Genomic DNA, 23,998 nt, shown 5'->3' on the forward strand with positions numbered 1-23,998 from the left:
ATTGCTCAAATGGTTACCTGATAATCATAAAACGTTTCCCACGAGAACCGGCATTGCGCGTGTCGCGGATGACATATATCCCTGGGGGAAGGCGGGAAACATCTATCGAATTGTTCTTATCCAATTTGACGTCGTTCAGGCGGCCTGTTGCATTAATGTCGTAAATGTCAAAGCTCGTCGTGGCCTTCGCAGGGCTAGTCCACTGCACTTGCAGATATGAGTCGGTAGGGTTCGGGAATAAATCAAAACCACCATTACCTTGTATGAACGCCGACACTATTCTGCTGTAAGCATAGGTTCCGTCCAGATCGAGGCATTGCAAACGGTAATAATTGTTGCCGGAGAAGGGAATGGTGTCTACGAATTCATAAAATTCCATCCCCTGCCCCGGCACCTCGCCGATCTTGACAAATGTCTTCCCGTCCTGGCTGCCTTCCACAACATATCGATTGAAATTTGTTTCCTCCGTTACCGTCCAGCTTAGTCGTGTCTGCGATCCTTCGGCAGAAGCGCTGAACGATGCCAAACGCACGGGAAGTGCTCCGAAATTATCTACGCCCGGGCTTCCGCCATTGGCCTCGCGGACAGACCAGTTCTCGCCATTGGTATTATCGGATGAAGGATTCAATAATTCCAGGGATTTTCCGCCTCCGTCCGCTGTTGCAGGCCACGGGGCGCTATCCAAATACTCAACCTGATCGATGATGTTTCCAAAAGCATCAGATAGTGTGAGCTTTTGGGATTTGTTTGAAAGATTTCTGGTGAATTGTCCAAAGGCCTGCTTGCCGTATTTGGAAGCAAAAACCGCGCTCTTACTGGCGATTACCAGTAAACCGTTAGCAGCCAGCGTGCTTCCTGCTGGAAATTGGTATGTGAGACCGAGTCCTGCGAAATACAATCCCGAAAGGTCAGCAGCAGTACCGGCAATATTCTTTATTTCAATAAATTCCTGATCATTACTGCTTCCAAATGGCCCGGCGGGCGGATTATACATGATTTCATTGATCACCAGCTGCGGTAATACCGGGTTCGCACAATTGCCGAACGGACCTATATTAGCCGTCATCCAGTTGCTACGGTCCGTGACGAACTGTTTCAAATAATTAATACGGTCATTGAAATTTCCGATCGTCCCCCACCTCGCATTATCCCTCGCCGCTGCATTCGCCAGCCAGCTTTTCATCGAATCGATCGTCCCGTGGATCTGATTAATATTTAACGCTGCATTGGGTTGGCTCATCTGGTTCCACCGGCGCGACAGATAACACCTATAATTCTGATTATAAAATAGTTGTCTAATAAATTTAGGGCCTTCATTATTGCCATTTTCAAATTGCCAGAAGGCAGGTTGCGAACGCCAGTCGGGCGTTCCTCCCACCAGGCCAAAGCCATAGTTAAAGTCCCATACAGGTCCGGCCCGGAGCTTTCCGTTTCGATCCTTGTGATAGTAAGTGCTGTATTTATAGGCATCGATACTGCCCCCCAATTCACTTACCAACATATAATCGATAAATGTCGGCACATCAATAACCGAAGGAAAACCATTCGAAACAGAAGCGTTGTTGGCGGCCGCCTTAGCTTCCAGATCGCGGAAAATCGATTCGATGTAAGTCTTTTGCGAACCGGTTATAGACGAGGGTTCCGGTGTGTCATGAACGAAATCGATAGTCTCGTCGTAGCCATTCAGGTGATTGCCATCCATGACAAACGCCACCGGATCACCGCCGGTTGTCTTATCAGCCTTAATAATATATCCCCCTGTCACCGCAGGAGCTGCGTTGTCGTTCGCCGACATTTCGAGCAGGTTTACACGGTCACCGTCGATTTTAATCTTCTCCTGCAGCATATATACGCCCCGATAGTCGCTGTTGACAAACAATTCACAGAAAACCGTTCTCGCCGAATAATGGCCCAGATTCCGGGAAAAGCTATATGCCAGATAGTCGTGCAATAATGTCGGGTCAAAAACAAGCCCGTTTAAAATCCAGTCGTTTTCACTCGGCATGCCCAGCAGCGAAACATTCCGGTTCGAAATGTTGTCGGCCTGCCGCGTTTCAAAACCATAAGATTTCTTGGGAGAGAGCTGCGAACTGGAACCCCGCGTTTCAATGGCTATCCTGCCATCGTAATTCAAGCTGGCCGGGTTATCAATATCGTCGTAGGAATTGAGCTGACCTTCACCGTTGAAGATGATTTTCATGGTGGCGCCTACCTTCGGCTCATCCTGGATTGCCTGGTCGGAATTGATTACCACGATGGGAAGATTGGTCGTCAGACTTTGCGCCGATGTGTCACGCGGTGCAACGAAGAGTGCAAGCATCAGTGTGAAGTATCTCATGAGCATTTGGTGTGAAGCTCCCAAGTTGCAATGGGGGTATTTCAGTAAAGTATTCTATTTAACATCCGGCTGGATTGAACAAATTATCGGCAGCGAGGGCGTCGGGCGGGGCTGCTGGCTTAGTTATTTTGGGTAAATGGAAAACTGAATATCGATGAGCACCGCACATACAAAACAGCAACTCGAAGATAGAATCCTGGCTAAGCGCCAGCAGATCGAATTCGAGCGTACGAATCTGGAAGAAGAAATTGCCTTTTCACCAGAGAATCGCGAAAACCCGGAGGTAATGGAGGAATCAAAAAATTTCGACGACCCGGCGCAAAATATCGTAGCAAATACGGAAATGCGATCATTGGAAGCGGCGGAACAAGAACTTCAGGAATTGCTGCGACAATTGGAAGATCTGCAAAAAGATTAAAGGCCTATTTGAAAGCGAGTACAGGCACCGAGACTTCCACTGCAGTAGAATCGGATTCCTTGCCATTCACTTTTCCGATTCCGAAGTCGCCCCGGTTAACTTTAAACTTTCCATAAAAGAGCGGCTGGCTCCCAGAGGTCGTGAAGCCAAAAGGAATAGCTATTTCCTTTTTAATCCCCTTTAATTCCAGCTCGCCCCGTACTACAAAACCGGTATCAGTCCTGCTAACCGATTTCGAGAGGAAATTAATGCGCGGAAACTGTTCCGCGTCGAACCACTTGTCGCTTCTGGCGTGCTTGTTTTTCAGTTCGATACCTGTATCAATGGAGGCTACATCCACTGACACCTCGAACTGTGCTTGCTCGGGGTGTGCGGGTTCAAACCGGATTTTTCCTGCCATTTTGTTGAACGTACCATGCGCATACTTACCATCGAACCTGATCTTGTATCCATCGGCAATTTGCCATTCCTTGACGCTCACAGATACGTAGGCACTCATTATCAATAAACTGACCAGCGTTAAAAACTTTTTCATTGTCATCAGGAGCATTTTATGTTGATATTTTTCCGGCTTTAATCTTCGAAGGGTTAGTTCCCCGGTATTTTTTAAATGCTATTGAAAAGTGCTGCGCATGCTCGTAACCGAGTATCTCGGAAACCTCTTCCACGGAATGCGAAGAGTCAAGCAACAGGCGTTCTGCGTAATTCATCCGCAGTTCACGCAGATAACCAAAAACAGTGGTGCCAAACAACTCTTTAAAACCTTTTTTCACTTTGAATTCATTTAACAGGCACATTCTTGATAGTTCCGAAAGGGAATGTTCTTCCAGAAAATGGTTGTCCAGAAAGTATTTAAGTTGATACAACTTATCCATATCGGCAACCGAAATGCCGCTGACCACCCGCATCGACCCACGGAACTGGTCGATTTGCAATGCGAGCAGTTCCAGCACTTTGGATTGAACCAACAAATTTCGCATTGTACCTACCTCCCTGCATTGCTTTATCTCCATAATCACCCGTTGCATAAGCGGCGTCAGGTCGAGCGTACCCTTAATGCCGGAAAACGGGCGGTCGTTCAACAGGTTATCCTGCATTTTCTCGCTCCAACGATCATCGCATCCGATAATGTCGGCGAAATACATTTTATCCAGGCTGATGTGAAACATTTCGGCGGGTTCGTGTGCGTGAATCCGGTTGATATATCCTCCTCCGGGCGAATACACGAGATTATGTCTTCCGGGTGCCATATTCAGTTCACACTGGATTCCCTCGAAAGTGGTGTCCTGCCTGCCGGCCATATGGAAATTGATATTAACAGTGTTCGTCGGCGAGCTTTCGTAAGCGACCAGATCCGAGTCGGAGGCCCAATGCAGGTTCATTACGTGCATATGAGAGAACATCAGGCTTTTGAATTTCACGTGCCCAACCTTAGGATGAAACCGCGTCACAAATTCGCCGGGATTGGAGGCCCTTATGCCTGGGTTCAGCATCTGCGGGTTGGGAAGCGGATTGATATCAAAAACGTCGGTTGAATGGATAACGGTGGCTGCCATAGGACGAAAAATGGTTGATCTCAGCACGAAAATACGCCGGTAAGTAACTTCAAGTGCTTCTTTCTGAGCAAACGGCCCGATTAGTCGACGAAATCCCTTCGTCGTAGGTTTTTATCCGTTTTGCGTAGGTCAGTATCTCATGCTACTCGCCAGTTTTGCGGGAAAAACATGTTACGCCATGATCAAGAAAATTTTAAAATGGACAGCCATCGTCCTGGCCGGAGTCGCCCTGGTGGCCATTTGCACCTACACCTACATGTCGGTAACGATGAAAACCCGCATGAACAAACTGTATGCATTTGAGAAGGAAACAATCCACATTCCGATGGACAGCACGTCGATTGAGCGTGGAAAACACCTTGTTGCCATCAAGGGTTGTCAGGACTGCCACGGCAGCAAACTCGAAGGTAAAGTAATGAACGACGATGGGGCTATCGGCAGACTGGTGGCTGCTAATCTTACAAATGGAAAGGGAGGACTACCCGAAAACTATGACGTATCGGATTGGGTAGTGGCGCTTCGTCACGGGGTGCACCAAAATGGCAAACCGCTTATTTTTATGCCTTCTCACGAAACCACTTTGCTTTCACAGCAGGACTTGGCGTCACTAGTCGCGTACTGTCGGCAAGTGCCGGACATCGACAATGTCCTACCCGAAAACGACCTCGGCCCCGTAGCCGTCGTCATGAGCTACCTGGGCAAAATGCCACTTTTATCGGTGGAAAAAATTGACCATAACAAACCGATGGTCGCGGTAGCGGACTCAACGGAAGGTCCCGCGCAGGGCAAATACCTGGCCGTGTCGTGTTCAGGATGCCATCGCGAGAATTTTAAGGGTGGAGAACCAATTGCTCCTGGGTTCCCTCCGGTTCCTGACATTACTTCGTCAGGCCATGTAGGTAATTGGACCAAAGAGCAGTTCATCGCGACGCTGACTTCCGGAAAAACACCCGAAGGCCGCGTCCTTAAAAATGAAGATATGCCGTGGAAAATGACCGCGCAATACACGCGTGCCGAGCTTTCTTCACTGTATCAATATCTGCAATCGATCCATTAAGCGACGGGGCCGGACTTTGTCAGTCCGGCCCCGCTATGAATGATCATTCTTCTCCTGTAGCAATGGGTCTTTCATTGCGCGACCATTCGCTCCATGAGCCTACATACAGGCTTGCTCCATGCATACCTGCCTCAGCCAATGCGAGCAACGTGTGGCAGGCGGTCACGCCAGAGCCACAATGCACAATTACTTTGCGTGGATCTTTGTTGGCTAATGCCTCCTTATATTTTGCTGCCAGGTCCGCGGGAGAAATAAATTCGCCTTGACCGTCAAGGTTTGAGGTGTAAGGAATATTGACGGCGCCTGGAATATGGCCAGCCAACAGATCGATTGGTTCGCTTTCTCCCAGGTAACGGTAATGCTCACGCACGTCGATCACCATCGAATCAGGATCGGCTGCGGCCAGCGCCACGTCGTCGGCATCTACCAGCGGCAACTGCCAGCCAGTGATGGGATATTCTTCCAAAGCGTGCAGCGAAGCCGCTTTTTGGGTTGGCTGGATACCCGCCTCGACGATCGCATCTAGTCCACCGCTCACTACATATACTTTTTCATGTCCCGCGGACTTCAGCATCCACCAGAACCGCGCGGCTGCATTGGCACCTTTTTTATCGTCATATACAACAACTGTTGAAGACGGACTGATGCCCAAAACCCCCAAAAACCGCCCGAAATCCTCGGTTCTTGGCAAAGGATGCCGCCCGCCCTGGGAAGGATCTTCGGCCTTTTCCGACAAATCCGTTTCAAGATCTACAAACTGGGCATTTTCCAGGTGAGCCTGATTGTAGCGCTCCAGGGCGTCAATCCCTCCCCGAGCGTCGATCACGATCGGATCTTCGTTTACCAGAATGGTTTTAAGCTGGTCTGTTGTAATGATGTTCATAATACCGCTTCGTTTTAAAAAACTTTGGTAAATAAAGTGACTTTTGATAAGTTTTTCCCAATCTCCGCAACCTATTGGGAAAGATTTGATTTTGTATGGAAAAATTTTTTCTGGAAACGATTGGCGCGCATCAGCGGATCATCCACAAGGTGAGCAAAATGTACCGAAACACCCGGGAAGATCAGCAGGACCTTTTTCAAGAGATCGTGTACCAGCTCTGGCGCGCATTTCCCGGCTTTCGGCACGAATCCAAGGTTTCAACCTGGATTTACCGGATCGCGCTGAATACGGCCATCGTTTCCTACCGAAAGCACAGGCCGGCCATTTCACTCACCGATCAGCCTCCCGATCTCGCCGAACCCGCAACAACTTTCTCCGAACGCGAAGAATGGCTTTTTCGCGCTTTGCGTACGCTGAATGAATCCGAACGGGCACTCATTTCACTTTATCTTGAAGATTATTCCTATGCAGAAATAGCTTCGGTTACAGGCATCTCTGAGAATTATGTGGGCGTCAAGCTCAACCGCATTAAAGAAAAACTGAAGACACTTTTAGCCTCAAAAAATCTATGAATATCGATGATCTGAAATCAGACTGGCAGCATGCCGACCAGGAAATCCATTCCGAAAAAGAACTGGCGATGATGACCCGGGTTCGAAACCATCCGGTACTGAGAAAACTGCGGGTTAAGTTCGTAGCTGAAATAATCGCACTTACCGCTTTCCTATTTCTCTTTTACGATGCTTTCGATGGTAACCAAAAGCCACTTTTCGTAAACATATTGCTGATCATCAGCATTTTATTATACATCATTAATAATGCATTGGGATATTCCCAGATACAAAATCCATCCGTAAACAGTGACATTCGTGCGTCATTGGCCCGCCAAACCCAGCGTTTGAAAAAGATGGCAATCCTGTCGCTTTCCTCGTCGGTATTTTATGCCGGGGCATTGGTATTCTTTTTGACTTATCGAACGGTTTTCACACAGCATAAATATATCATTTTGAGCATCTTAATATTTGTATTTATGCTGATGTTCTATTACTCCGGAATTAGTTGGCAAAGAAAAATAAGACATTTTAAGCAAATGCAGGAAGATTTTTAACATTTTAGCATGGTTAACTATCCATGCCATGATTTGCCAGGAATTTACAGAAGATGACATTGCCTATCTGCCCGAACTTGAACCCGAAGGATGGGGGGATATCCGGCCAAGGTTCAGCTACTTTTTAAAATCACCGTGCTGCAAGCCGATCAAGATCGAAGATAATGGTCGGCTTGTCGCTGTCGGAACCTCGATTTTTCATGCCGATACGGTCTGGTTCGCGTGCATTATCACCCATGCCGAACACCGGAACAAAGGGCTGGGGAGCGCCATCACCCGGAGCCTGATCGAAAGTGTCGATCCGAACCGATATGCTACTATTTATCTCGACGCCACGGAATTCGGTTATCCGGTGTATTTGAAACATGGGTTTGAAGTAGAAGGACTATATGCGCATTTGAGACGGGAAGACGCTCCTCAACCGCCCTCACTGTCTACGCTGATCAGGCCATTTTCAGAAGATTTCCGCGAGGCTGCGTATGCGCTCGACCGCTTCGTGTCTGGTGAGGATCGGCGAGGTGTGATGGCCGAATTTTTGAAGGATTCCCTAGTTTACGTTAATGTGAACCAGGAATTGCAGGGCGTTTACTTTCCAACCTGGAGCGATGGTCCGATTATAGCGGCAAACCACGCTGCCGGTTCAGCGCTGATTCAAGTGCGTTTAATGGAAAGACCGGTCGCCATTTTGCCATTGGATAACCATGCAGGCGTAAAATTCCTTCAAGAAAACGGATATAACATGTACCGGACCTCGCGCCGCATGATCCTTGGAAAGCACAGGATTTGGCAGCCGGAGCACCTTTACAACCGCATCAGCGGTGCCTTGGGCTGATTAGCGCAATACCAGCTCGCTGATTTTTGAAAATTCAGTATGCGGCGCCATGGCTTTGATAATGCCTTTGCGGTCGACCAGAATAAAATAGGGCGTTTCGCTGATCTTGTACCGGTGATTGAAACCGTAAGATTCTGGAACAGGAATGAAACCGCAGTTCCGTTTCGGGATCGCTTCCAGGCATTCGTCCTCTGTGTTTAGCGTGGTGCCAAGAGATACGATTTCGATACCCTTTTCCTTATTTTCATCAATAAATTTGGAAATCACCTTAGTGCTGGCGAATGTATATAAAGGTTTCTCATAACGCACCCAGAATCCCAGCAAAATATATTTACCCCGTAGTTTCTCCGAATCATACTCCTTTCCATCGAGGCCGCGCATGACGAACGGGGCGATGGGCTCCCCTATCTCGGGCATCAGATCCGGATTCTGCATGACGGAACCATCCTGCTGAATATGCAGCTGACTTCTTTTAATGATTTCGAAGGCAGACGGCTTGCCGTATTTATCAAAAATAGGCTGGGTTTTGTATTGGCCTGGATTGCGTTTGAGCATATTGTCATATGCTTCATAACTGATACGCTTTCCGGTAGCGTGGTCGATAATCGGCGTATCGCGATTCATGGCGAACTGTTGGCTTACCTTCCCGTTATAGCGGGTTACCTTAGGTTCGTCGGACTGACAATGTGCTGATATTCTGGCGGATCCAACCACCGTTAGCAGGCAAATGGAGAATTTAGATAAACGACCTACAAACATTCCGCCTTAAAAGATTGTATAAGTATCAAAGTTTTGATATTTTTATGCACAAATAATCATTCGGTGCAACCTCTTAATAACTGGAAATCACCATTCGATATTTTAGGGAAACTTCACTAATTGCAAAATTCTGATATGTACGAGCGGATCCGTGAGAAGTTAGGGATTCTGGCTGATGCTGCTAAATACGATGTTTCATGCTCATCGAGCGGCAGCAACCGGAAAAACGAGAATAAAGGAATTGGGGATGCGGAAGGAACGGGAATTTGCCATACTTACACCGAAGACGGCCGCTGCGTGTCGCTGCTGAAAATTCTGCTTACCAATCACTGCATTTTTGACTGCGCATTTTGCGTATCGCGGCGCAGCAACGATATCAAGCGGGCCGCCTTTTCCGTAGAAGAGGTGGTGGAGCTGACGATGAATTTTTATCGGCGCAATTATATCGAAGGGCTTTTTCTCAGTTCGGGGATTTTTAAAAATGCCGACTACACAATGGAAAGATTGGTCCGCATCGTAAAAAAGCTTCGCCAGGAGGAGCGTTTTAATGGTTATATCCATTTAAAAACGATCCCCGGCGCCAGTGACGAGCTGCTACGTGAGGCCGGTTTGTACGCCGATCGGATGAGCATTAACCTGGAAATGCCGACGGAAAACGGTTTGAAATTACTGGCACCGGAAAAATCGCATGCCGAGGTGAAAAAGCCTTTGAAATACATTCAAAACAATATCACTCAATTCGAAAGCGAGAAGGCGCTCATTAAAAGCGTCCCAAAATTCGTCCCGGCGGGCCAGAGTACGCAGATTGTCGTCGGAGCCACAGCGGAGTCCGATAAGGAGATTATGCACACGGCCAATGCATTTTACCAGAATTTTTCTTTGAAACGGGTGTACTATTCAGGCTACATTCCGATCAGCAACGACGCCCGCCTGCCCGTGATTGGCTCCCAGCCACCGCTGATCCGTGAGAACAGGTTGTACCAGGCCGACTGGCTAATGCGGTTCTATGGTTTCAAAGTGCAGGAAATCCTTAACGATCTTCACCCCAATCTCGAAGCCGACGTCGATCCAAAACTAAGCTGGGCACTGCGAAACCTGGACCAGTTTCCGGTCGACATTAATACCGCAGATTACTTTATGATCTTGCGCGTGCCGGGTATTGGTGTTGCCTCCGCGTTGAAAATCGTTCAGGCGCGCAAATTCGGGCGTTTATATGAAAATCATTTGCGAAAGCTCGGCATCGCATTCCGCAAAGCGCGGCATTTTATCAGGTTTGCCGACAGTCCGATGCTGTTGAAGGAATATGAAGCGGGGCATATTAAAGGCATTATTCTTTCCGAAAGCAAAAGCAAATACCAAGCCAATCCGAATAACCAGTTGTCGCTTTTCTAATGGAGCTATATATTTTCGACGGATCGCTGGAAGGCTTGCTCACGGCTGTTTTCGAATGTTACCAGCGGAAATCGAGAGTCGTGAAATTGGTGAGCGAAATCCATCATGTTCCGGATGTGTTCGACGCAGGGTTTCGCGTGGATTCCGACCGCGAAAAAGGTAAACGTGTTTGGAAAGGTCTGTGCAGAAAGCTCGGCAAGGAATGGCAGCTACGCTTTTACAAAAGCTTTCTTTCCGAACAACCGGAAGCTTTTCAGCATTTACTCAATTTTGCCCGTTATATCATCGATCAACCGACCGGTGCCTGGGAGAATTTCGCACATCCCGACGTGCTGGCCATTTCACAGACAAGCCAAAAGGTACATCGGGAAAAACACCGGATGGAAGCCTTCATCCGCTTTCAAAAAACCGCCGACGACATATACTATGCGCATATAGAACCGGATTTCGACGTGCTGCCGCTCCTCCCTGACCATTTCCAGAACCGCTATGCCGACCAGCGCTGGATTATCTATGATTTAAAAAGAAAATACGGGCTCTATTACGATTTGGAAAAAACGGAAGAAATAGAACTGGATTCAGCCCCGCAAATGTCGATCGTCAATGCACTTCCTTCGGACCTGCTAGATTCCCAGGAAGCGTTGTATACGCTGCTGTGGCAGGATTACTTCAAAAGTACCAACATTCAGGCGCGCAAGAATATGCGTCTGCACGTCAGGCATGTGCCCAGGAGGTATTGGAAATATCTCTCGGAGAAGCAAGATCAATTCTAATGCCTCCAATGGCCAAAGCCGGGGAGCGCAGGAAATTATGTCTACTATGTCGGTTATCCGGCTAACGATGTACTTGTAACCGTTTTCTATGCCACCAATGGCTGAACCGGCAACCGCTTTTTCCTATTTCCATTTGCTTCCAAGCCAGGCCTTTCGGAACGCCTCCATGTCAGCCGTCAGCGTTTTCCCGGCCTGCTCATAGGTAACAACCTGTAAGCGCGGATTTTCAATTAGTTCCAGCATGGCTGTCTTTTGATCATCGCGGTGCCGGTACTCGACCGCAATCTGATCCCCCGGCTTATGGCTTTTCAAGATCGAAACCAGTTCATCATTTTTGGTTACCACTCTACCGTCCAGCTTTAAAATTTCATCATCGATATCGAGTCCGGCCTTGTAGAGCGGGCTGCCGATGATCGTGTTGGTAGTAATGCTCAAACCGGCGCCTTCCTTATATCGGATATCGCCAATCCAGGCTTGTCCTTCGAATTGCTTTTTCAGTTCCAAACCTGCCTTTGCAAGCAATGGCGTGTAGTCTACGGACTCATGCCCATTGATGTATTTTGAAAAAAAGCCCTGGGCAAATGTTTTGTCTTTGGAATAGGACTCTAAAACTACCTGCAAATCAGCAACATTATAAGCAATCTCTGGTTTGCCGTGTTTAGTCCAAACAGCTTTCATAAAATCGTCCAGATTAAGTCCCTTGCTTCTTAGTTGTAAATCCAAAGCAAGCGCCACGGATGCGCCGTAAGGGTAATAGGAAGTATAAATGTTGGGATAGTTTGTCTTGTCGATCGAAACACCTGCGTCAACAAAAACTGCGTTGCAGCTTGCCTGCACAGGCGAAATGCGACGCGCGCCGGCTGTATTTTCTTTGGTGTTGACAAGCGATGTCAAAGTCTGGCAATATTCATCCAGTGAATCAAATCCGGCCCTTTCCAGTAGTAAGTCTCCGTAATATTGGGTAAACCCTTCGGCGAACCAGAGCTCGAAACTCATGTTGCTCTTTTCAAAATTAAAAGGTTCCAGGGTCTTGGGACGGATCCGCTCTACATTCCAGGTATGGAAAAATTCATGGGAAAACACGCCCAGCAAGTTATTTGAGCCATCGAAAGCGACCGGCAAGGTGATCATCGTGCTGTTGCGGTGCTCCATGCCGTCGCCTTTTACATAGGGATTGATGCTGGCAAGGAAAGTATAGTTACCGTTATCAAATGCAGGGAATTCGCCAAAAACCATGCGCGCTTCCTCGGTAATGCGTTTTACCTTACCGGCAAACACGGTCGCGAGCGAGTCGCTGCCTTTCGCTTCCAACGCGAGCCTGAATTGCGAAGCTTTACTGTCGGCATTCGGAACGGTCCATTCTTTTACGGTCAATTTGCCGATTTTAATGGGCGAATCCATGAAGTATTGCAGGTCAGGCGCCGTAAAGATCTTCGGATCGGTTGTGGTTTTGAGCTGCGTCGCAATGGTCCATTGTGCGGCTGAGGCTTCAGTTGGGGTTTTAGGTGCTGTCGATAGGTCGAAAACTACCGTTAGGGGGGATTTTTCCAGGCCTTTGACCCACATGAAAGTAGCGGGCGCGTTCAAATGTATGCTATTAGGGTCAATTCCAGCATAAGTACCATCCGCGTGGTTGGCATATAAAGTGTATTCAACTTTGACAAAACCATCAATGCCCGAAACTTTGTACACGTCCCCATCGATCCGCTCCACTTGTACCGGCTTTCCCGCCTTGTCGAATGCCGCCACGTCATAGATATTCTTCCCGTATTCATGCGTCGCATACCGGCCCGGAGACGAACGCGACATCCGGAATATCAACTCTTTCTGTGCCGCATCCGAAACGCTTACCGCAATGCGCGCTTCATGGTGGACGATATTGGGGAAGGATAAATCGTAGCGAATGGATTGCGCGAACGCGTACGAGCATAGCATGGGGGTGGCGAGCAAAGCGGCCAGTTTCTTCATGGACTGATAATTAGTTTGAATTGAAAGTGCTTCAATTTAAATGATTCGCCCAACATTTGACACGACCATAAGTGTACTCATGCAATTATTGCTTAATTTTTCCGGTTCAAATACCATTAAAACTTTAAATAGTATCGACTATCCATGAAGCAACTTTTTCTTCCGCTCGTCCTGACCCTGCTTATCAAGTCACATTTCGCATTCAGCCAAACCAAAACGCTTTTCAACGGCAAAGACCTTAAAGGCTGGCATATAGACGTGCCCGAAATGGACAAAGATCCTAAGGCCATCAACCCGTTTATCGTACGAAATGGACTGCTCGTAAGTTTGGGCGAACCTGGCGGCCATTTGATTACCGATGCGCAACACGAAAATTTTCGCTTCACCTTCCAATACCGGTTCGCAGGAAAGCCGGGCAATTGCGGCGCGCTGGTTTTCGTTTCCAAGCCGCGTGATTTGTATGAAATGTTTCCCAAATCCATTGAAATACAACTTATGAACCAGAATGCAGGTGATTTCTGGTGCATTCAGGAGGACATTACCGTGCCCGATATGGAAAAGCGACGCGGACCAAAAGAAAAATGGGGCGTGAACGGCGACAAGCTACGCCGCATCCCTAACCTGACCGACGGCACCGAAAAGCCGCTCGGCGAATGGAATTCGATGGTGATAGAATGTGTTAAGAATTCAATCAAAGTATGGCTCAATGGCGTGCTGGTCAACTATGGCTACGATGCAACTGCTTCGAAAGGACAGATCGCATTGCAGTCCGAAGGCTCCGAGGTTGAGTTCAAGGAAGTTAAACTGACGCCGATCAAGGCATTATCAAAATAATGAATTTTAAATCAAACCGTCTTTTCAGGAATATTGCCATTATCGTGCTGTTGGTCGCCAACATCGGGTGCGACCAGATCTCGAAGAGTGTGATCAGGGAAAATGTAGGCTTTTATCAGACCATCCACGTTATACGTGATTATGTAACAATTACCTATGTCGAAAATACGGGCGCATTTCTCAGCATAGGCAGCTCACTACCAAGTGCAGTGAAGATTTTTGTACTGTCGGTTATCCCGCTGATCGCATTACTCTTTGGCGTTATTTATTTGCTTACCAAAAAGAACCTCACCTGGCTGAGCGCCCTCGCATTAAGCTTTGCCATCGGCGGTGGCATCGGAAACATTTACGACCGCCTCGTGCACGGTTCGGTGACCGATTTTATGCACATTAATTTTGGGCTATTCCAAACGGGTATCTTTAATATGGCCGATGTCTCGATTATGACGGGGATGTTTATCTTCCTATATCAATCGTATAGCCGGCAAAAATCGCGGTTACCTGGTTATTGATCCGGGCGCTTCTCCAAAACCCTGGCAACAAAAAAGGACTTCCGGTTAGCGGAAGTCCTTTTGCATTTGGATGATGTACTAACTACGCGGCGCCCACTGATTTGCGGATAATATTCAATGCGGAACCTGCTTTGAACCACTCGATCTGCTGGGCATTGTAAGTATGGTTTACAGGAAATTCCTCGTTCGTACCGTCGTTGTGGTGCAGCACGATCGTCAGGGGCTGTCCTTCTGCAAATGTTTCCAATCCAAGGATATCGATGGTGTCGTCCTCCTGGATTTTGTCGTAATCTGCTGTGTTCGCGAATGTCAGCGCGAGCATACCTTGCTTTTTCAGGTTGGTTTCGTGGATACGGGCGAATGATTTAGTCAAAATCGCGCGTACACCCAGAAAGCGTGGTTCCATCGCCGCATGCTCGCGAGATGAGCCCTCTCCATAGTTTTCGTCACCTACCACGATGGTACCGATTCCGTGCGCTTTATAATCGCGTTGAACGGCGGGTACTTCCGAATATTGGTTATTCAACTGGTTTTTGATGGTGTTGGTTTTTTCGTTAAAGAAGTTAACCGCACCGATCAGCATGTTATTCGAGATATTGTCCAGGTGTCCACGGTATTTCAACCATGGGCCGGCCATTGAAATGTGGTCGGTTGTACACTTGCCCTTTGCTTTGATCAGCAGCTTCAAACCGGTCAGGTCTGTTCCTTCCCACTCAGCGAATGGTTCAAGGAGTTGCAGACGGTCCGAAGTTGGGCTAACCAGAACCTGAACCTGGCTACCGTCTTCCGCAGGAGCCTGGTAACCCGCATCTTCTACCGCAAATCCTCTGGCTGGCAATTCAAAACCGGTTGGCTCGTCCAGCAATACTTCCACGCCTTCGGTGTTCAAAAGCTTGTCAACACGTGGGTCAAAAGTAAGGCGTCCGGCGATGGCCATAGCGGTTACGATCTCGGGAGAAGCTACGAAAGAGTGCGTGTTGGGATTACCATCGGCACGTTTCGAGAAGTTCCGGTTGAATGAGGTGATGATGGAATTCTTCTCTCCTTTTTCAGCGCCGTGACGCGCCCATTGGCCGATACAAGGTCCGCAAGCATTGGCCAGCACTACGCCGCCGATTTGTGCGAATGTATCCAGGTAACCGTCGCGTTCCACCGTGTAGCGAACCTGTTCCGAACCAGGCGTAATGGTATATTCGGAAGTGACCTGCAATTTTTTATCAACAGCCTGTTGGGCCAAAGAAGCGGCGCGGCTCACGTCTTCATAAGAAGAGTTGGTGCAGGAACCGATCAGACCAACCGACAGCACTTCGGGCCATCCGTTTTCTTTGACAGCCGTAGCGAATTTAGAGAGCGGCCAGGCCAGGTCCGGCGTAAACGGTCCGTTTACATGAGGCTCCAATGTTGTCAGATCCAATTCAAGAAGCTGATCGTAGTAAGATGCGGGATCTGCATAAACTTCATCGTCAGCACGAAGATTTCCTTTAATGGCATCGGCCGCATCGGCAACATCAGCACGATCCGTTGATCTCAGGTAAGCTGCGCTTTTCTCGTCGTAAGCAAAGATGGAAGTTGTCGCTCCGATCTCAGCACCCATGTTACAGATTGTGCCTTTACCAGTCGCAGAAAGGCTTTCAGCTCCTTCGCCGAAATACTCTACCACGTAGCCCGTTCCACCTTTCACAGTAAGCTGGCCTGCAACCCACAGGATCACGTCTTTCGCAGCGGTCCATCCGCTTAATTTGCCCGTGAGCTTAACACCGATCAAACGAGGCATTTTCAATTCCCACGCAAGACCAGACATCACGTCACTCGCATCTGCACCGCCCACACCGATCGCGATCATCCCCAAACCACCCGCATTCGGTGTATGTGAGTCCGTTCCGATCATCATCCCACCCGGGAATGCGTAGTTTTCAAGAACAACCTGGTGAATAATACCCGCACCTGCTTTCCAGAAACCTAAACCATATTTATCAGAAACTGACGATAGGAAATCGTACACTTCTTTGTTTTTATCTACCGCATTTTTTAAATCCTGCACCGCCCCGACTTCTGCCTGAATAAGGTGGTCGCAATGCACTGTTGAAGGAACTGCAACCTGAGGTCTTCCCGCCTGCATGAATTGTAAAAGCGCCATCTGGGCAGTCGCATCCTGCATAGCAACACGGTCAGGGGCAAAATCCACATAAGATTTTCCTCGCTCGTAAACCTGCGTAGGGCTACCTTCCCACAAATGAGAGTACAAAATCTTTTCTGCTAAGGTCAATGGACGCCCTACTACTTTACGGGCAACTTCCACTCTTTCCTGCATGCGGGCATAAACACCCTTAATCATATCTAAGTCAAACGCCATATCTCTCAAATTAATGTTTTACACATTCACTCTTCTCAACAACTGTACCACCAATGGCTACCTACTCAATTGCTTGACAGGAGGGGCGAACTTGGTCAGGTCAATACCAACTACCGCAGCCTTATATTCATCCACATTAGGAATTCGTCCAAGGATTGCCGACAGCACAACAACCGGTGTCGATGCGAGTAAAGACTCTCCTTTTTTACGCTCCGAATCTTCCACGACCCTTCCCTGGAAAAGACGTGTTGAAGTTGCCAGAACGGTATCCCCTTTGGCTGCTTTTTCCTGGTTACCCATGCAAAGGTTACAGCCCGGACGTTCCAGATACATCATATTTTCGTATTCGGTACGGGCCGCTACTTTTGGCGCATTGTCGTCGAATTCGAAACCGGAATATTTCTGCAATACATCCCAGTCACCTTCTTTTTTGAGTTCTTCGATAATATTATAAGTAGGCGCTGCCACCACAAGCGGTGCATGAAACTCGACTTTGCCTTGCTGCTCTTCCAGGTTTTTAAGCATCTGGGAAACAATTTTCAGATCTCCCTTATGAACCATGCAGGAGCCGACAAAACCAAGATCTACCTTTTTATCTTCCCCATAGTAAGACAGCGGGCGAATGGTATCGTGCGTGTAACGCTTGGAAACTTCTTTATTATTGACATCCGGATCAGCAATCATAGGCTCTACGATCGCATCAAGGTCAATAACAACCTCAGCATAATACTTCGCATTCGCATCCGGGGTCAGTGCTGGCTTTTCACCCGATTTAATTTCCGCGATCCGCTTATCCGCTTTGTTGATCAATCCCTGAAGAACCTGCTTATGGTTCTCCATGCCTTTATCGATCATGATCTGGATTCTGTTTTTCGCAATTTCCAGTGATTCGATCAGGGTGTCATCCTCAGAAATACAGATAGAGGCCTTAGCCTTCATTTCCGCAGTCCAGTCTGTAAAAGTGAATGCCTGGTCGGCAGGAAGCGTTCCGAGATGAACCTCGATGATTCTACCCTGGAATACATTCTCTCCACCAAATTGCTGCAACATTTGAGCTTGTGTTGCATGAACTACATCTCGGAAATCCATATGCTCCTTCATGTCGCCCTTGAATGTCACTTTCACGGATTCAGGAATTGGCATGGATGCCTCACCCGTAGCCAATGCAAGCGCCACTGTCCCTGAGTCAGCACCAAATGCAACACCTTTCGACATCCTCGTGTGAGAGTCGCCGCCGATGATAATCGCCCACTCGTCAATAGTAATGTCATTGAGCACCTTGTGGATCACATCGGTCATGGAGTGATATTCTCCTTTCGGGTCACGAGCGGTAATCAAACCGAAGTCATTCATGAACTTCATCAGCTTCGGAATATTAGCCTGCGCTTTTTTATCCCATACTGATGCTGTGTGACAGCCCGACTGGTAGGCCCCGTCAACAATCGGCGAGATCGTTGTTGCCGCCATCGACTCCAGTTCCTGAGCAGTCATTAAACCAGTAGTATCCTGTGAACCGACGATATTAACTTCTACACGAACATCTGAGCCGGCGTGTAACACCTTACCCGGAGTAATCCCAACCGCGTTTCTGTTGAAGATCTTTTCTACTGCCGTAAGGCCTTGCCCTTCATTAGAAATCTCCTTCGACGGAGCAAATACAGAAGTAGGTTCTATACCGAGAATCTTCGCCGCAACTGTCTGAATCTTTTTGCCGAATACAATAGCGTATGATCCCCCGGCCCGGATAAATTCCTTTTTCTGAGGAGTGAGGGCCTTAGAAATGTCAATCAGTTCCTGATCGCCATTGTAAAGCTTCTTTGTTTTTGTATTAATGGTCAGAACAGTGCCCGTAGCGACAGAGTAAACTTCCTCAAGAACAGGGTCACCACTTTCATTGCGAACAACATTACCATCCGCATCCACCTTTTTGACCCAGTTTTTGAGATCAATACCAATACCGCCAGTTACGTCGACAGTAGTGAGGAAAATCGGGGAGATGCCATTTGTACCCCCAACAATCGGAGCAATATTGACAAATGGAATATATGGGCTCGCCTGCTTACCAGTCCAAAGCGCGACGTTGTTTACGCCGGACATCCTGGATGAACCCACGCCCATCGTACCCTTTTCGGCGATCAACATCACGCTTTTGCCGGGATGTTCTTCCTGCAATGCCTTGATTTCCTGTTGCGCCTGGGGGGTAATCATACATTTACCGTGTAATTCACGGTCCGAGCGGGAGTGGGCCTGGTTACCCGGAGAGAGCAAATCAGTCGAAATGTCGCCCTCGCCTGCAATAAAAGTAACTATATGAATTTCTTCGGGTACGTCTGGCAGTTTGGTGAAAAACTCAGCGCGTGCGTAGCTTTCAAGAATCCCTCTGGCGATTTCGTTACCGCTTTTGAATGCCTCTTTGAGACGGTCTATGTCCGCATCATAAAGGAAAACCTGTGTCTTGAGAACCTCCGCCGCTTGTATTGCAACAGAAGCATCGTCATTTAGGGCAAGATCAAGCAATACGCCAATAGACGGGCCACCTTTCATATGCGACAACAACTCAAGAGCAAAAGCTGGTGATATTTCTGCCACTACGGATTCCCCCAGAATGATCTCTTTTAAAAACCTCGCTTTTGCACCGGCAGCACTTGTGGTTCCTGGAAGTGTGTTGTAAATAAAAAATTTGAGCGAATCTTCCCGATGCTCGTTTTCCGAATCTTTAATTTGTGCGATGATTTCTCCAAGCAATTCGGCACCATCGATTGGCTTTGGATGAAGCCCCTGGGTTTTTCTTTCTTCAATCTCTTTAATGTAGTCCTGATAGATATTCATGATGAAATCTTTTCAATGTTAAAGGCAAAATCTGTTGTCATTAAAACGCGCGAAAGTACGAAATTACGGAATATACGGAGGTATTTCGGCCGATTTTCCCTACTATTTAAAACGAGTATATTCTAGTCGTACATTTAGATAACCTACGTAAAAAAAAATTTGTTCTGACAACCCGCATATTGAAGAAATAATTTGAACCACCCCTTCGGGAGGTGCTGTAAAGGGTTCCGTTTTTCCGTCAGCTTTGATTTTTTCTAGGATTGTACCCTATATTTGGACATTCAAAGTGCTACCAGGTCCCTTAATTAGAAAGTTATGTCAAAAAATCTGGTGATCGTAGAGTCACCGGCGAAGGCCAAAACCATTGAAAGTTACCTTGGGCAGGATTTCACTGTCAAGTCCAGTTTTGGACACGTCCGTGACCTCCCGGAACATGATATGGGTGTTGATGTTGAGCATGGTTTCCAACCCTCTTACGAAATCTCCTCCGATAAAGTCAAAGTCATTTCAGAGCTAAAAAAACTGGCAAAAGATGCCGAGGTATGGCTAGCGACCGATGATGACCGCGAGGGGGAAGCGATTTCCTGGCATTTGAAGGAGGCCCTCGGCCTGCCCGACGATACCAAACGGATCGTATTTCGCGAGATCACCAAAACCGCTCTCCGGAATGCCATCGCCAAACCACGGACCATTGACACAGACCTGGTAGACGCCCAACAGGCGCGTCGTATTCTCGATCGCCTCGTGGGTTATGAACTTTCACCCGTTCTCTGGAAAAAGATTCGGATCGGTAAATCCAACCTGTCGGCCGGCCGTGTGCAATCTGTGGCTGTACGTATTATAGTAGAGCGCGAAAGAGAAATAGACGCATTCAAAAGCAAAAGCAGCTTTAAGGTAACGGCCCATTTCGACCTTGGCAATGGTAAAGTACTGAATGCCGAACTGGCGAAAAACCTTTCCAACGAGCAGGATGCACAACAGTTCCTCGAAAAGTGCATCGGGGCGCAGTTTTCTATCCGCAATCTTGAAGTAAAACCAGCTAAAAAAACTCCTGCACCGCCATTTACAACTTCTACATTACAACAGGAAGCATCGCGCAAGCTGAGCTTTTCGGTAGCGCAGACGATGACCGTCGCGCAGCGCCTATACGAAGCCGGTAAAATTTCCTACATGCGTACCGACTCTACAAACCTGTCGGAAGAAGCGTTGGATAAGTCAAAGCAGCAGATCACGAAAGAATATGGCGATGAATATTACAACCGCCGTATATTCAAAACCAAGTCCGAGTCGGCACAAGAGGCTCACGAAGCGATCCGTCCTACCGATTTTTCTACGCTGGTAGGCAGCGGCGACCGCAACGAACAGCGTTTGTACGAACTGATCTGGAAACGCGCGATTGCCTCACAAATGTCGGATGCACAATTGGAGCGCACAACGGCCACCATTGCCATCTCGACTACATCTGAAGAGCTGGTAGCACAAGGCGAGGTGATTAAGTTTGAAGGGTTTTTGAAAGTATATCTGGAATCCAGCGACGAGGAGGACGAGGAACAAAAAGGAATGCTTCCTCCATTGAATATCGGTCAGATATTGAAGCTGGCAGATATGAAAGCGACGGAGCGGTTTACAAGAAACCCACCGCGCTATACGGAGGCAAGCTTGGTGAAGAAACTGGAAGAAATGGGGATCGGGCGGCCGTCAACTTATGCGCCAACGATCTCGACGATCCAGAAACGGGAATATATTGTAAAAGAGGACCGTCAGGGTTTTGAAAGGGAATTTAAAGAATTGACCCTTGCCGATGAGCAGATCAAAAGCAAGGTGAATAAAGAAGTTTACGGTTCGGAAAAGTCTAAACTATTCCCGACCAGTACTGGAATGGTGGTAAACGACTTCCTGGTCAGCCATTTCCAAGATATCGTCGATTATTCGTTCACCGCGAACGTCGAAAAGGATTTTGACCATATTGCGGACGGTCAGTTAGGCTGGCAACAGATGATCAGGGACTTTTACACGCCGTTCCAGAAAAAAGTAGCCGAAGCGCGCGAAGAGGCGATTGATAAGAGCCTTACCTCGCGTGACCTGGGTGAGGATCCGGCAACGGGTAAAAAAGTATCGGTGCGGATCGGGAAATACGGCCCATATGTGCAGATCGGCGATGTGGAAGACGAAGAAAAGCCGCGTTTCGCGAGCTTGCAGAAGGGACAGCTCATGGAGAACATCACTTTGGACGAGGCATTTGAGCTATTTAAACTGCCTCGTCAGGTTGGGTTCTTTGAAGAAAAGGATATGGTCGTGAACGTCGGCAAATTCGGCCCTTATGTCAAGCACGACGCGAAGTATTATTCGCTTGCCAAGACAGACGATCCCATGGCAGTAACCGAAGAGCGGTTGATCGAAATTATCGGAGAGAAGCGTTTGCAGGACAGCAACCGGACCATTAAAGAGTTTACGGAAGATCCGGAGGCGAAGGTTTTGAATGGACGGTATGGGCCTTACATTGCTTTTGGAAAGAAGAATGTGAAGATCCCGAAAGGTACCGAGCCTGCCTCGCTGACTTACGACCAGGTATTGAAACTGGCAGCGGAAACGCCGGATAAGCCTGCCGGACGCGGAGCTAAAAAGCCTGCGGCTGCGGCAAAGGCTCCGGCGGCTAAGAAGCCCGCCGCAAAGAAGGCTGTCAAAAAGGGTTAACACCTCTTAAACGCCGCTGCATGAACGCGATTATCCACGATTAACGATAAAAAGCCCATGAAAAAGCTAGTTGTACTTTCCGGAGCAGGGATCAGCGCAGAAAGCGGGATCAGTACTTTTCGTGACAATAATGGGCTTTGGGATAACTATCGGATCGAGGATGTAGCTACGCCCGAGGCGTGGGTGCGGAACCAGGAACTTGTGCTGGATTTTTATAACCAGCGACGCAAACAGGCCGCCGATGTGAAGCCTAATTCGGCACATTACGCGCTGGCAGAGCTGGAAAAGGATTTTGATGTAACGATCGTGACGCAGAATGTCGATAACCTGCATGAAATCGCTGGCTCTTCGAAAGTGATTCATTTGCATGGAGAGCTTTTCAAATCACGTAGCACTAAAGATCCTGGGCTGGTATATGAAATGACAGGCTGGGAGCTAAAAACCGGCGATTTGTGCGAGCTGGGTAGCCAATTGCGGCCGCATATCGTATGGTTTGGCGAGGGGGTGCCAATGATGGAAGTAGCAGTCGACGTGGCCGAACAGGCAGATGCTTTCCTCGTTATCGGAACGTCACTGGCCGTTTATCCCGCTGCGGGGCTGGTGCACTACGTCCGTCCCGGCAAGCGTATTTATATCGTAGACCCGGCCAAACCGGATATTACATTAAAATCCAACATGATTTTCATTCAGGAAAAGGCGACTACCGGAATGCAAACTTTGATTAAGAAATATTTACTACCTGAATAATAATGCAACTACTCGACGGGAAGGCTATTTCCTCCCAAATAAAATCTGAAATCAAAACGGAGGTCGAACAATGGATCGCGGGCGGTGGCAAGAAGCCTCATTTGGCGGCAATCCTGGTGGGCCAGGACGGCGCCAGCGAAACTTATGTAGCTTCTAAGATCCGCAGCTGTGAAGAGATCGGTTTCACTTCTACCCTGCTGCGCTTCGAAGCCGATATTACCGAGGCACAACTCCTTGCGGCGGTGGAATCGCTTAACAACGATCCGGATGTGGATGGTTTTATCGTTCAGCTTCCCCTGCCAAAACATATCTCTGAAAATACCGTCATGGAAGCCGTGAATCCCGCAAAGGATGTGGACGGCTTTCATCCTATCAATGTTGGCAGAATGTGCAAAGGGCTGCCTGCTTACATTTCCGCGACACCATTTGGCATACTTGAAATGCTGATCCGTGCGGGCATTGAAACAAGCGGAAAGCACTGCGTCGTCATTGGCCGCAGCCAAATCGTAGGCTTACCAATGAGCATCCTGATGCAGCGCAATACGTATCCGGGAAATAGCACGGTGACCATCACGCATAGTAAGACACAAAATCTGAAAGAGATCTGCCAGTCGGCCGACATTCTGATCGTCGCATTGGGCCGTCCGGAGTTCGTGACTGCCGACTATATCAAAGAAGGTGCGGTGGTGGTGGATGTGGGCATTACCCGTGTGGCGGATGCTACCAAAAAGAGCGGATTCTCGATCAAAGGGGATGTGGATTTTAATGATGTTGCGCCAAAAGCCAGCTTCATTACCCCGGTTCCGGGTGGCGTTGGGCTGATGACCATTTGCGGTTTGCTGACGAATACATTTAAAGCTGCAAAAAAAGAGATTTATAAATAATCATAAAGACAACCTTATAAATGACAGCCGACTGCTGACAGCCGACGGCCGGTCATAGAAG

At 48.1% G+C, this 23,998-nt stretch carries 20 protein-coding genes; 12 read left to right on the forward strand and 8 right to left on the reverse strand.

The window, feature by feature from the left end; translation table 11 throughout:
- Nucleotides 1–13: 13 nt before the first annotated feature.
- A complete protein-coding gene (locus LZD49_RS06245; protein WP_234666455.1) occupies nucleotides 14–2,338 on the reverse strand; it encodes a CotH kinase family protein in 2,325 nt (774 codons plus the stop codon).
- 154 nt (nucleotides 2,339–2,492) lie between these two features.
- On the opposite strand from LZD49_RS06245, the gene LZD49_RS06250 reads away from it, so the two are divergent.
- Complete coding sequence (locus LZD49_RS06250; RefSeq protein WP_234666456.1) at nucleotides 2,493–2,756, forward strand: hypothetical protein; 264 nt, start codon at nucleotides 2,493–2,495, stop codon at nucleotides 2,754–2,756.
- A gap of 4 nt (nucleotides 2,757–2,760) precedes the next feature.
- Here the strand turns inward: LZD49_RS06250 and LZD49_RS06255 are convergent, their stop codons facing one another.
- Both LZD49_RS06255 and LZD49_RS06260 read right to left on the reverse strand, forming a co-directional pair.
- Nucleotides 2,761–3,291, reverse strand: a complete 531-nt coding sequence (locus LZD49_RS06255; protein ID WP_234666457.1) for a YceI family protein — start codon at nucleotides 3,289–3,291, stop codon at nucleotides 2,761–2,763.
- A 16-nt stretch (nucleotides 3,292–3,307) separates the two neighbouring features.
- Nucleotides 3,308–4,312, reverse strand: coding sequence for a helix-turn-helix transcriptional regulator (locus tag LZD49_RS06260; protein WP_234666458.1), 1,005 nt, complete (start codon nucleotides 4,310–4,312; stop codon nucleotides 3,308–3,310).
- 178 nt (nucleotides 4,313–4,490) lie between these two features.
- On the opposite strand from LZD49_RS06260, the gene LZD49_RS06265 reads away from it, so the two are divergent.
- Entirely contained in the window at nucleotides 4,491–5,369 is an 879-nt protein-coding gene (locus LZD49_RS06265; protein ID WP_234666459.1) for a c-type cytochrome, read from the forward strand.
- Between the two features lie 43 nt (nucleotides 5,370–5,412).
- Here LZD49_RS06265 and LZD49_RS06270 read toward each other — a convergent pair whose 3' ends face one another.
- Nucleotides 5,413–6,252: a sulfurtransferase gene (locus tag LZD49_RS06270; protein WP_234666460.1), complete on the reverse strand. Its 840-nt coding sequence runs from the start codon at nucleotides 6,250–6,252 to the stop codon at nucleotides 5,413–5,415.
- Nucleotides 6,253–6,347: 95 nt separating this feature from the next.
- Here LZD49_RS06270 and LZD49_RS06275 point away from each other — a divergent pair, with 95 nt between their 5' ends.
- From LZD49_RS06275 to LZD49_RS06285, 3 genes are read left to right on the forward strand one after another with little or no spacing between them, the layout of a single operon-like run.
- Nucleotides 6,348–6,824: an RNA polymerase sigma factor gene (locus LZD49_RS06275; RefSeq protein WP_234666461.1), complete on the forward strand. Its 477-nt coding sequence runs from the start codon at nucleotides 6,348–6,350 to the stop codon at nucleotides 6,822–6,824.
- The gene (locus LZD49_RS06280) at nucleotides 6,821–7,360 is read left to right on the forward strand and encodes a hypothetical protein (RefSeq protein WP_234666462.1); all 540 of its coding nucleotides are present in this window, start codon (nucleotides 6,821–6,823) and stop codon (nucleotides 7,358–7,360) included. The genes LZD49_RS06275 and LZD49_RS06280 overlap by 4 nt, the downstream gene beginning before the upstream one ends.
- 28 nt (nucleotides 7,361–7,388) lie before the next feature.
- On the forward strand, nucleotides 7,389–8,192 hold the full coding sequence (locus LZD49_RS06285; RefSeq protein WP_234666463.1) for a GNAT family N-acetyltransferase: 804 nt from the start codon (nucleotides 7,389–7,391) through the stop codon (nucleotides 8,190–8,192).
- Here LZD49_RS06285 and LZD49_RS06290 read toward each other — a convergent pair whose 3' ends face one another.
- The gene (locus LZD49_RS06290) at nucleotides 8,193–8,816 is read right to left on the reverse strand and encodes a thioredoxin-like domain-containing protein (RefSeq protein WP_234666464.1); all 624 of its coding nucleotides are present in this window, start codon (nucleotides 8,814–8,816) and stop codon (nucleotides 8,193–8,195) included.
- A gap of 270 nt (nucleotides 8,817–9,086) precedes the next feature.
- Here LZD49_RS06290 and LZD49_RS06295 point away from each other — a divergent pair, with 270 nt between their 5' ends.
- Entirely contained in the window at nucleotides 9,087–10,343 is a 1,257-nt protein-coding gene (locus LZD49_RS06295; protein WP_234666683.1) for a putative DNA modification/repair radical SAM protein, read from the forward strand.
- Nucleotides 10,343–11,116 (forward strand): TIGR03915 family putative DNA repair protein, encoded by a 774-nt coding sequence (locus tag LZD49_RS06300; RefSeq protein WP_234666465.1) that lies wholly within the window; start codon nucleotides 10,343–10,345, stop codon nucleotides 11,114–11,116. The genes LZD49_RS06295 and LZD49_RS06300 overlap by 1 nt, the downstream gene beginning before the upstream one ends.
- A gap of 123 nt (nucleotides 11,117–11,239) precedes the next feature.
- Here the strand turns inward: LZD49_RS06300 and LZD49_RS06305 are convergent, their stop codons facing one another.
- Entirely contained in the window at nucleotides 11,240–13,084 is a 1,845-nt protein-coding gene (locus LZD49_RS06305) for a M61 family metallopeptidase (RefSeq protein ID WP_234666466.1), read from the reverse strand.
- Between the two features lie 144 nt (nucleotides 13,085–13,228).
- On the opposite strand from LZD49_RS06305, the gene LZD49_RS06310 reads away from it, so the two are divergent.
- Both LZD49_RS06310 and lspA read left to right on the forward strand, forming a co-directional pair.
- Nucleotides 13,229–13,918, forward strand: a complete 690-nt coding sequence (locus LZD49_RS06310) for a DUF1080 domain-containing protein (protein ID WP_234666467.1) — start codon at nucleotides 13,229–13,231, stop codon at nucleotides 13,916–13,918.
- Nucleotides 13,918–14,430, forward strand: a complete 513-nt coding sequence (lspA, locus tag LZD49_RS06315) for a signal peptidase II (RefSeq protein WP_234666468.1) — start codon at nucleotides 13,918–13,920, stop codon at nucleotides 14,428–14,430. The genes LZD49_RS06310 and lspA overlap by 1 nt, the downstream gene beginning before the upstream one ends.
- A gap of 82 nt (nucleotides 14,431–14,512) precedes the next feature.
- Here lspA and LZD49_RS06320 read toward each other — a convergent pair whose 3' ends face one another.
- Both LZD49_RS06320 and LZD49_RS06325 read right to left on the reverse strand, forming a co-directional pair.
- Nucleotides 14,513–16,783: an aconitate hydratase gene (locus LZD49_RS06320; protein WP_234666469.1), complete on the reverse strand. Its 2,271-nt coding sequence runs from the start codon at nucleotides 16,781–16,783 to the stop codon at nucleotides 14,513–14,515.
- A 57-nt stretch (nucleotides 16,784–16,840) separates the two neighbouring features.
- Entirely contained in the window at nucleotides 16,841–19,612 is a 2,772-nt protein-coding gene (locus LZD49_RS06325; RefSeq protein WP_234666470.1) for a bifunctional aconitate hydratase 2/2-methylisocitrate dehydratase, read from the reverse strand.
- A 315-nt stretch (nucleotides 19,613–19,927) separates the two neighbouring features.
- On the opposite strand from LZD49_RS06325, the gene topA reads away from it, so the two are divergent.
- The 3 genes from topA to LZD49_RS06340 are packed head-to-tail and all read left to right on the forward strand — an operon-like array spanning nucleotide 19,928 to nucleotide 23,937.
- Nucleotides 19,928–22,306, forward strand: a complete 2,379-nt coding sequence (topA, locus tag LZD49_RS06330; RefSeq protein WP_234666471.1) for a type I DNA topoisomerase — start codon at nucleotides 19,928–19,930, stop codon at nucleotides 22,304–22,306.
- A gap of 57 nt (nucleotides 22,307–22,363) precedes the next feature.
- On the forward strand, nucleotides 22,364–23,053 hold the full coding sequence (locus tag LZD49_RS06335; protein ID WP_234666472.1) for an NAD-dependent deacylase: 690 nt from the start codon (nucleotides 22,364–22,366) through the stop codon (nucleotides 23,051–23,053).
- A gap of 2 nt (nucleotides 23,054–23,055) precedes the next feature.
- The gene (locus tag LZD49_RS06340; RefSeq protein WP_234666473.1) at nucleotides 23,056–23,937 is read left to right on the forward strand and encodes a bifunctional 5,10-methylenetetrahydrofolate dehydrogenase/5,10-methenyltetrahydrofolate cyclohydrolase; all 882 of its coding nucleotides are present in this window, start codon (nucleotides 23,056–23,058) and stop codon (nucleotides 23,935–23,937) included.
- The last annotated feature ends 61 nt before the right edge of the window (nucleotides 23,938–23,998 follow it).

This window comes from Dyadobacter sp. CY261 (assembly GCF_021440085.1).
Taxonomy (GTDB): Bacteria; Bacteroidota; Bacteroidia; order Cytophagales; family Spirosomataceae; genus Dyadobacter.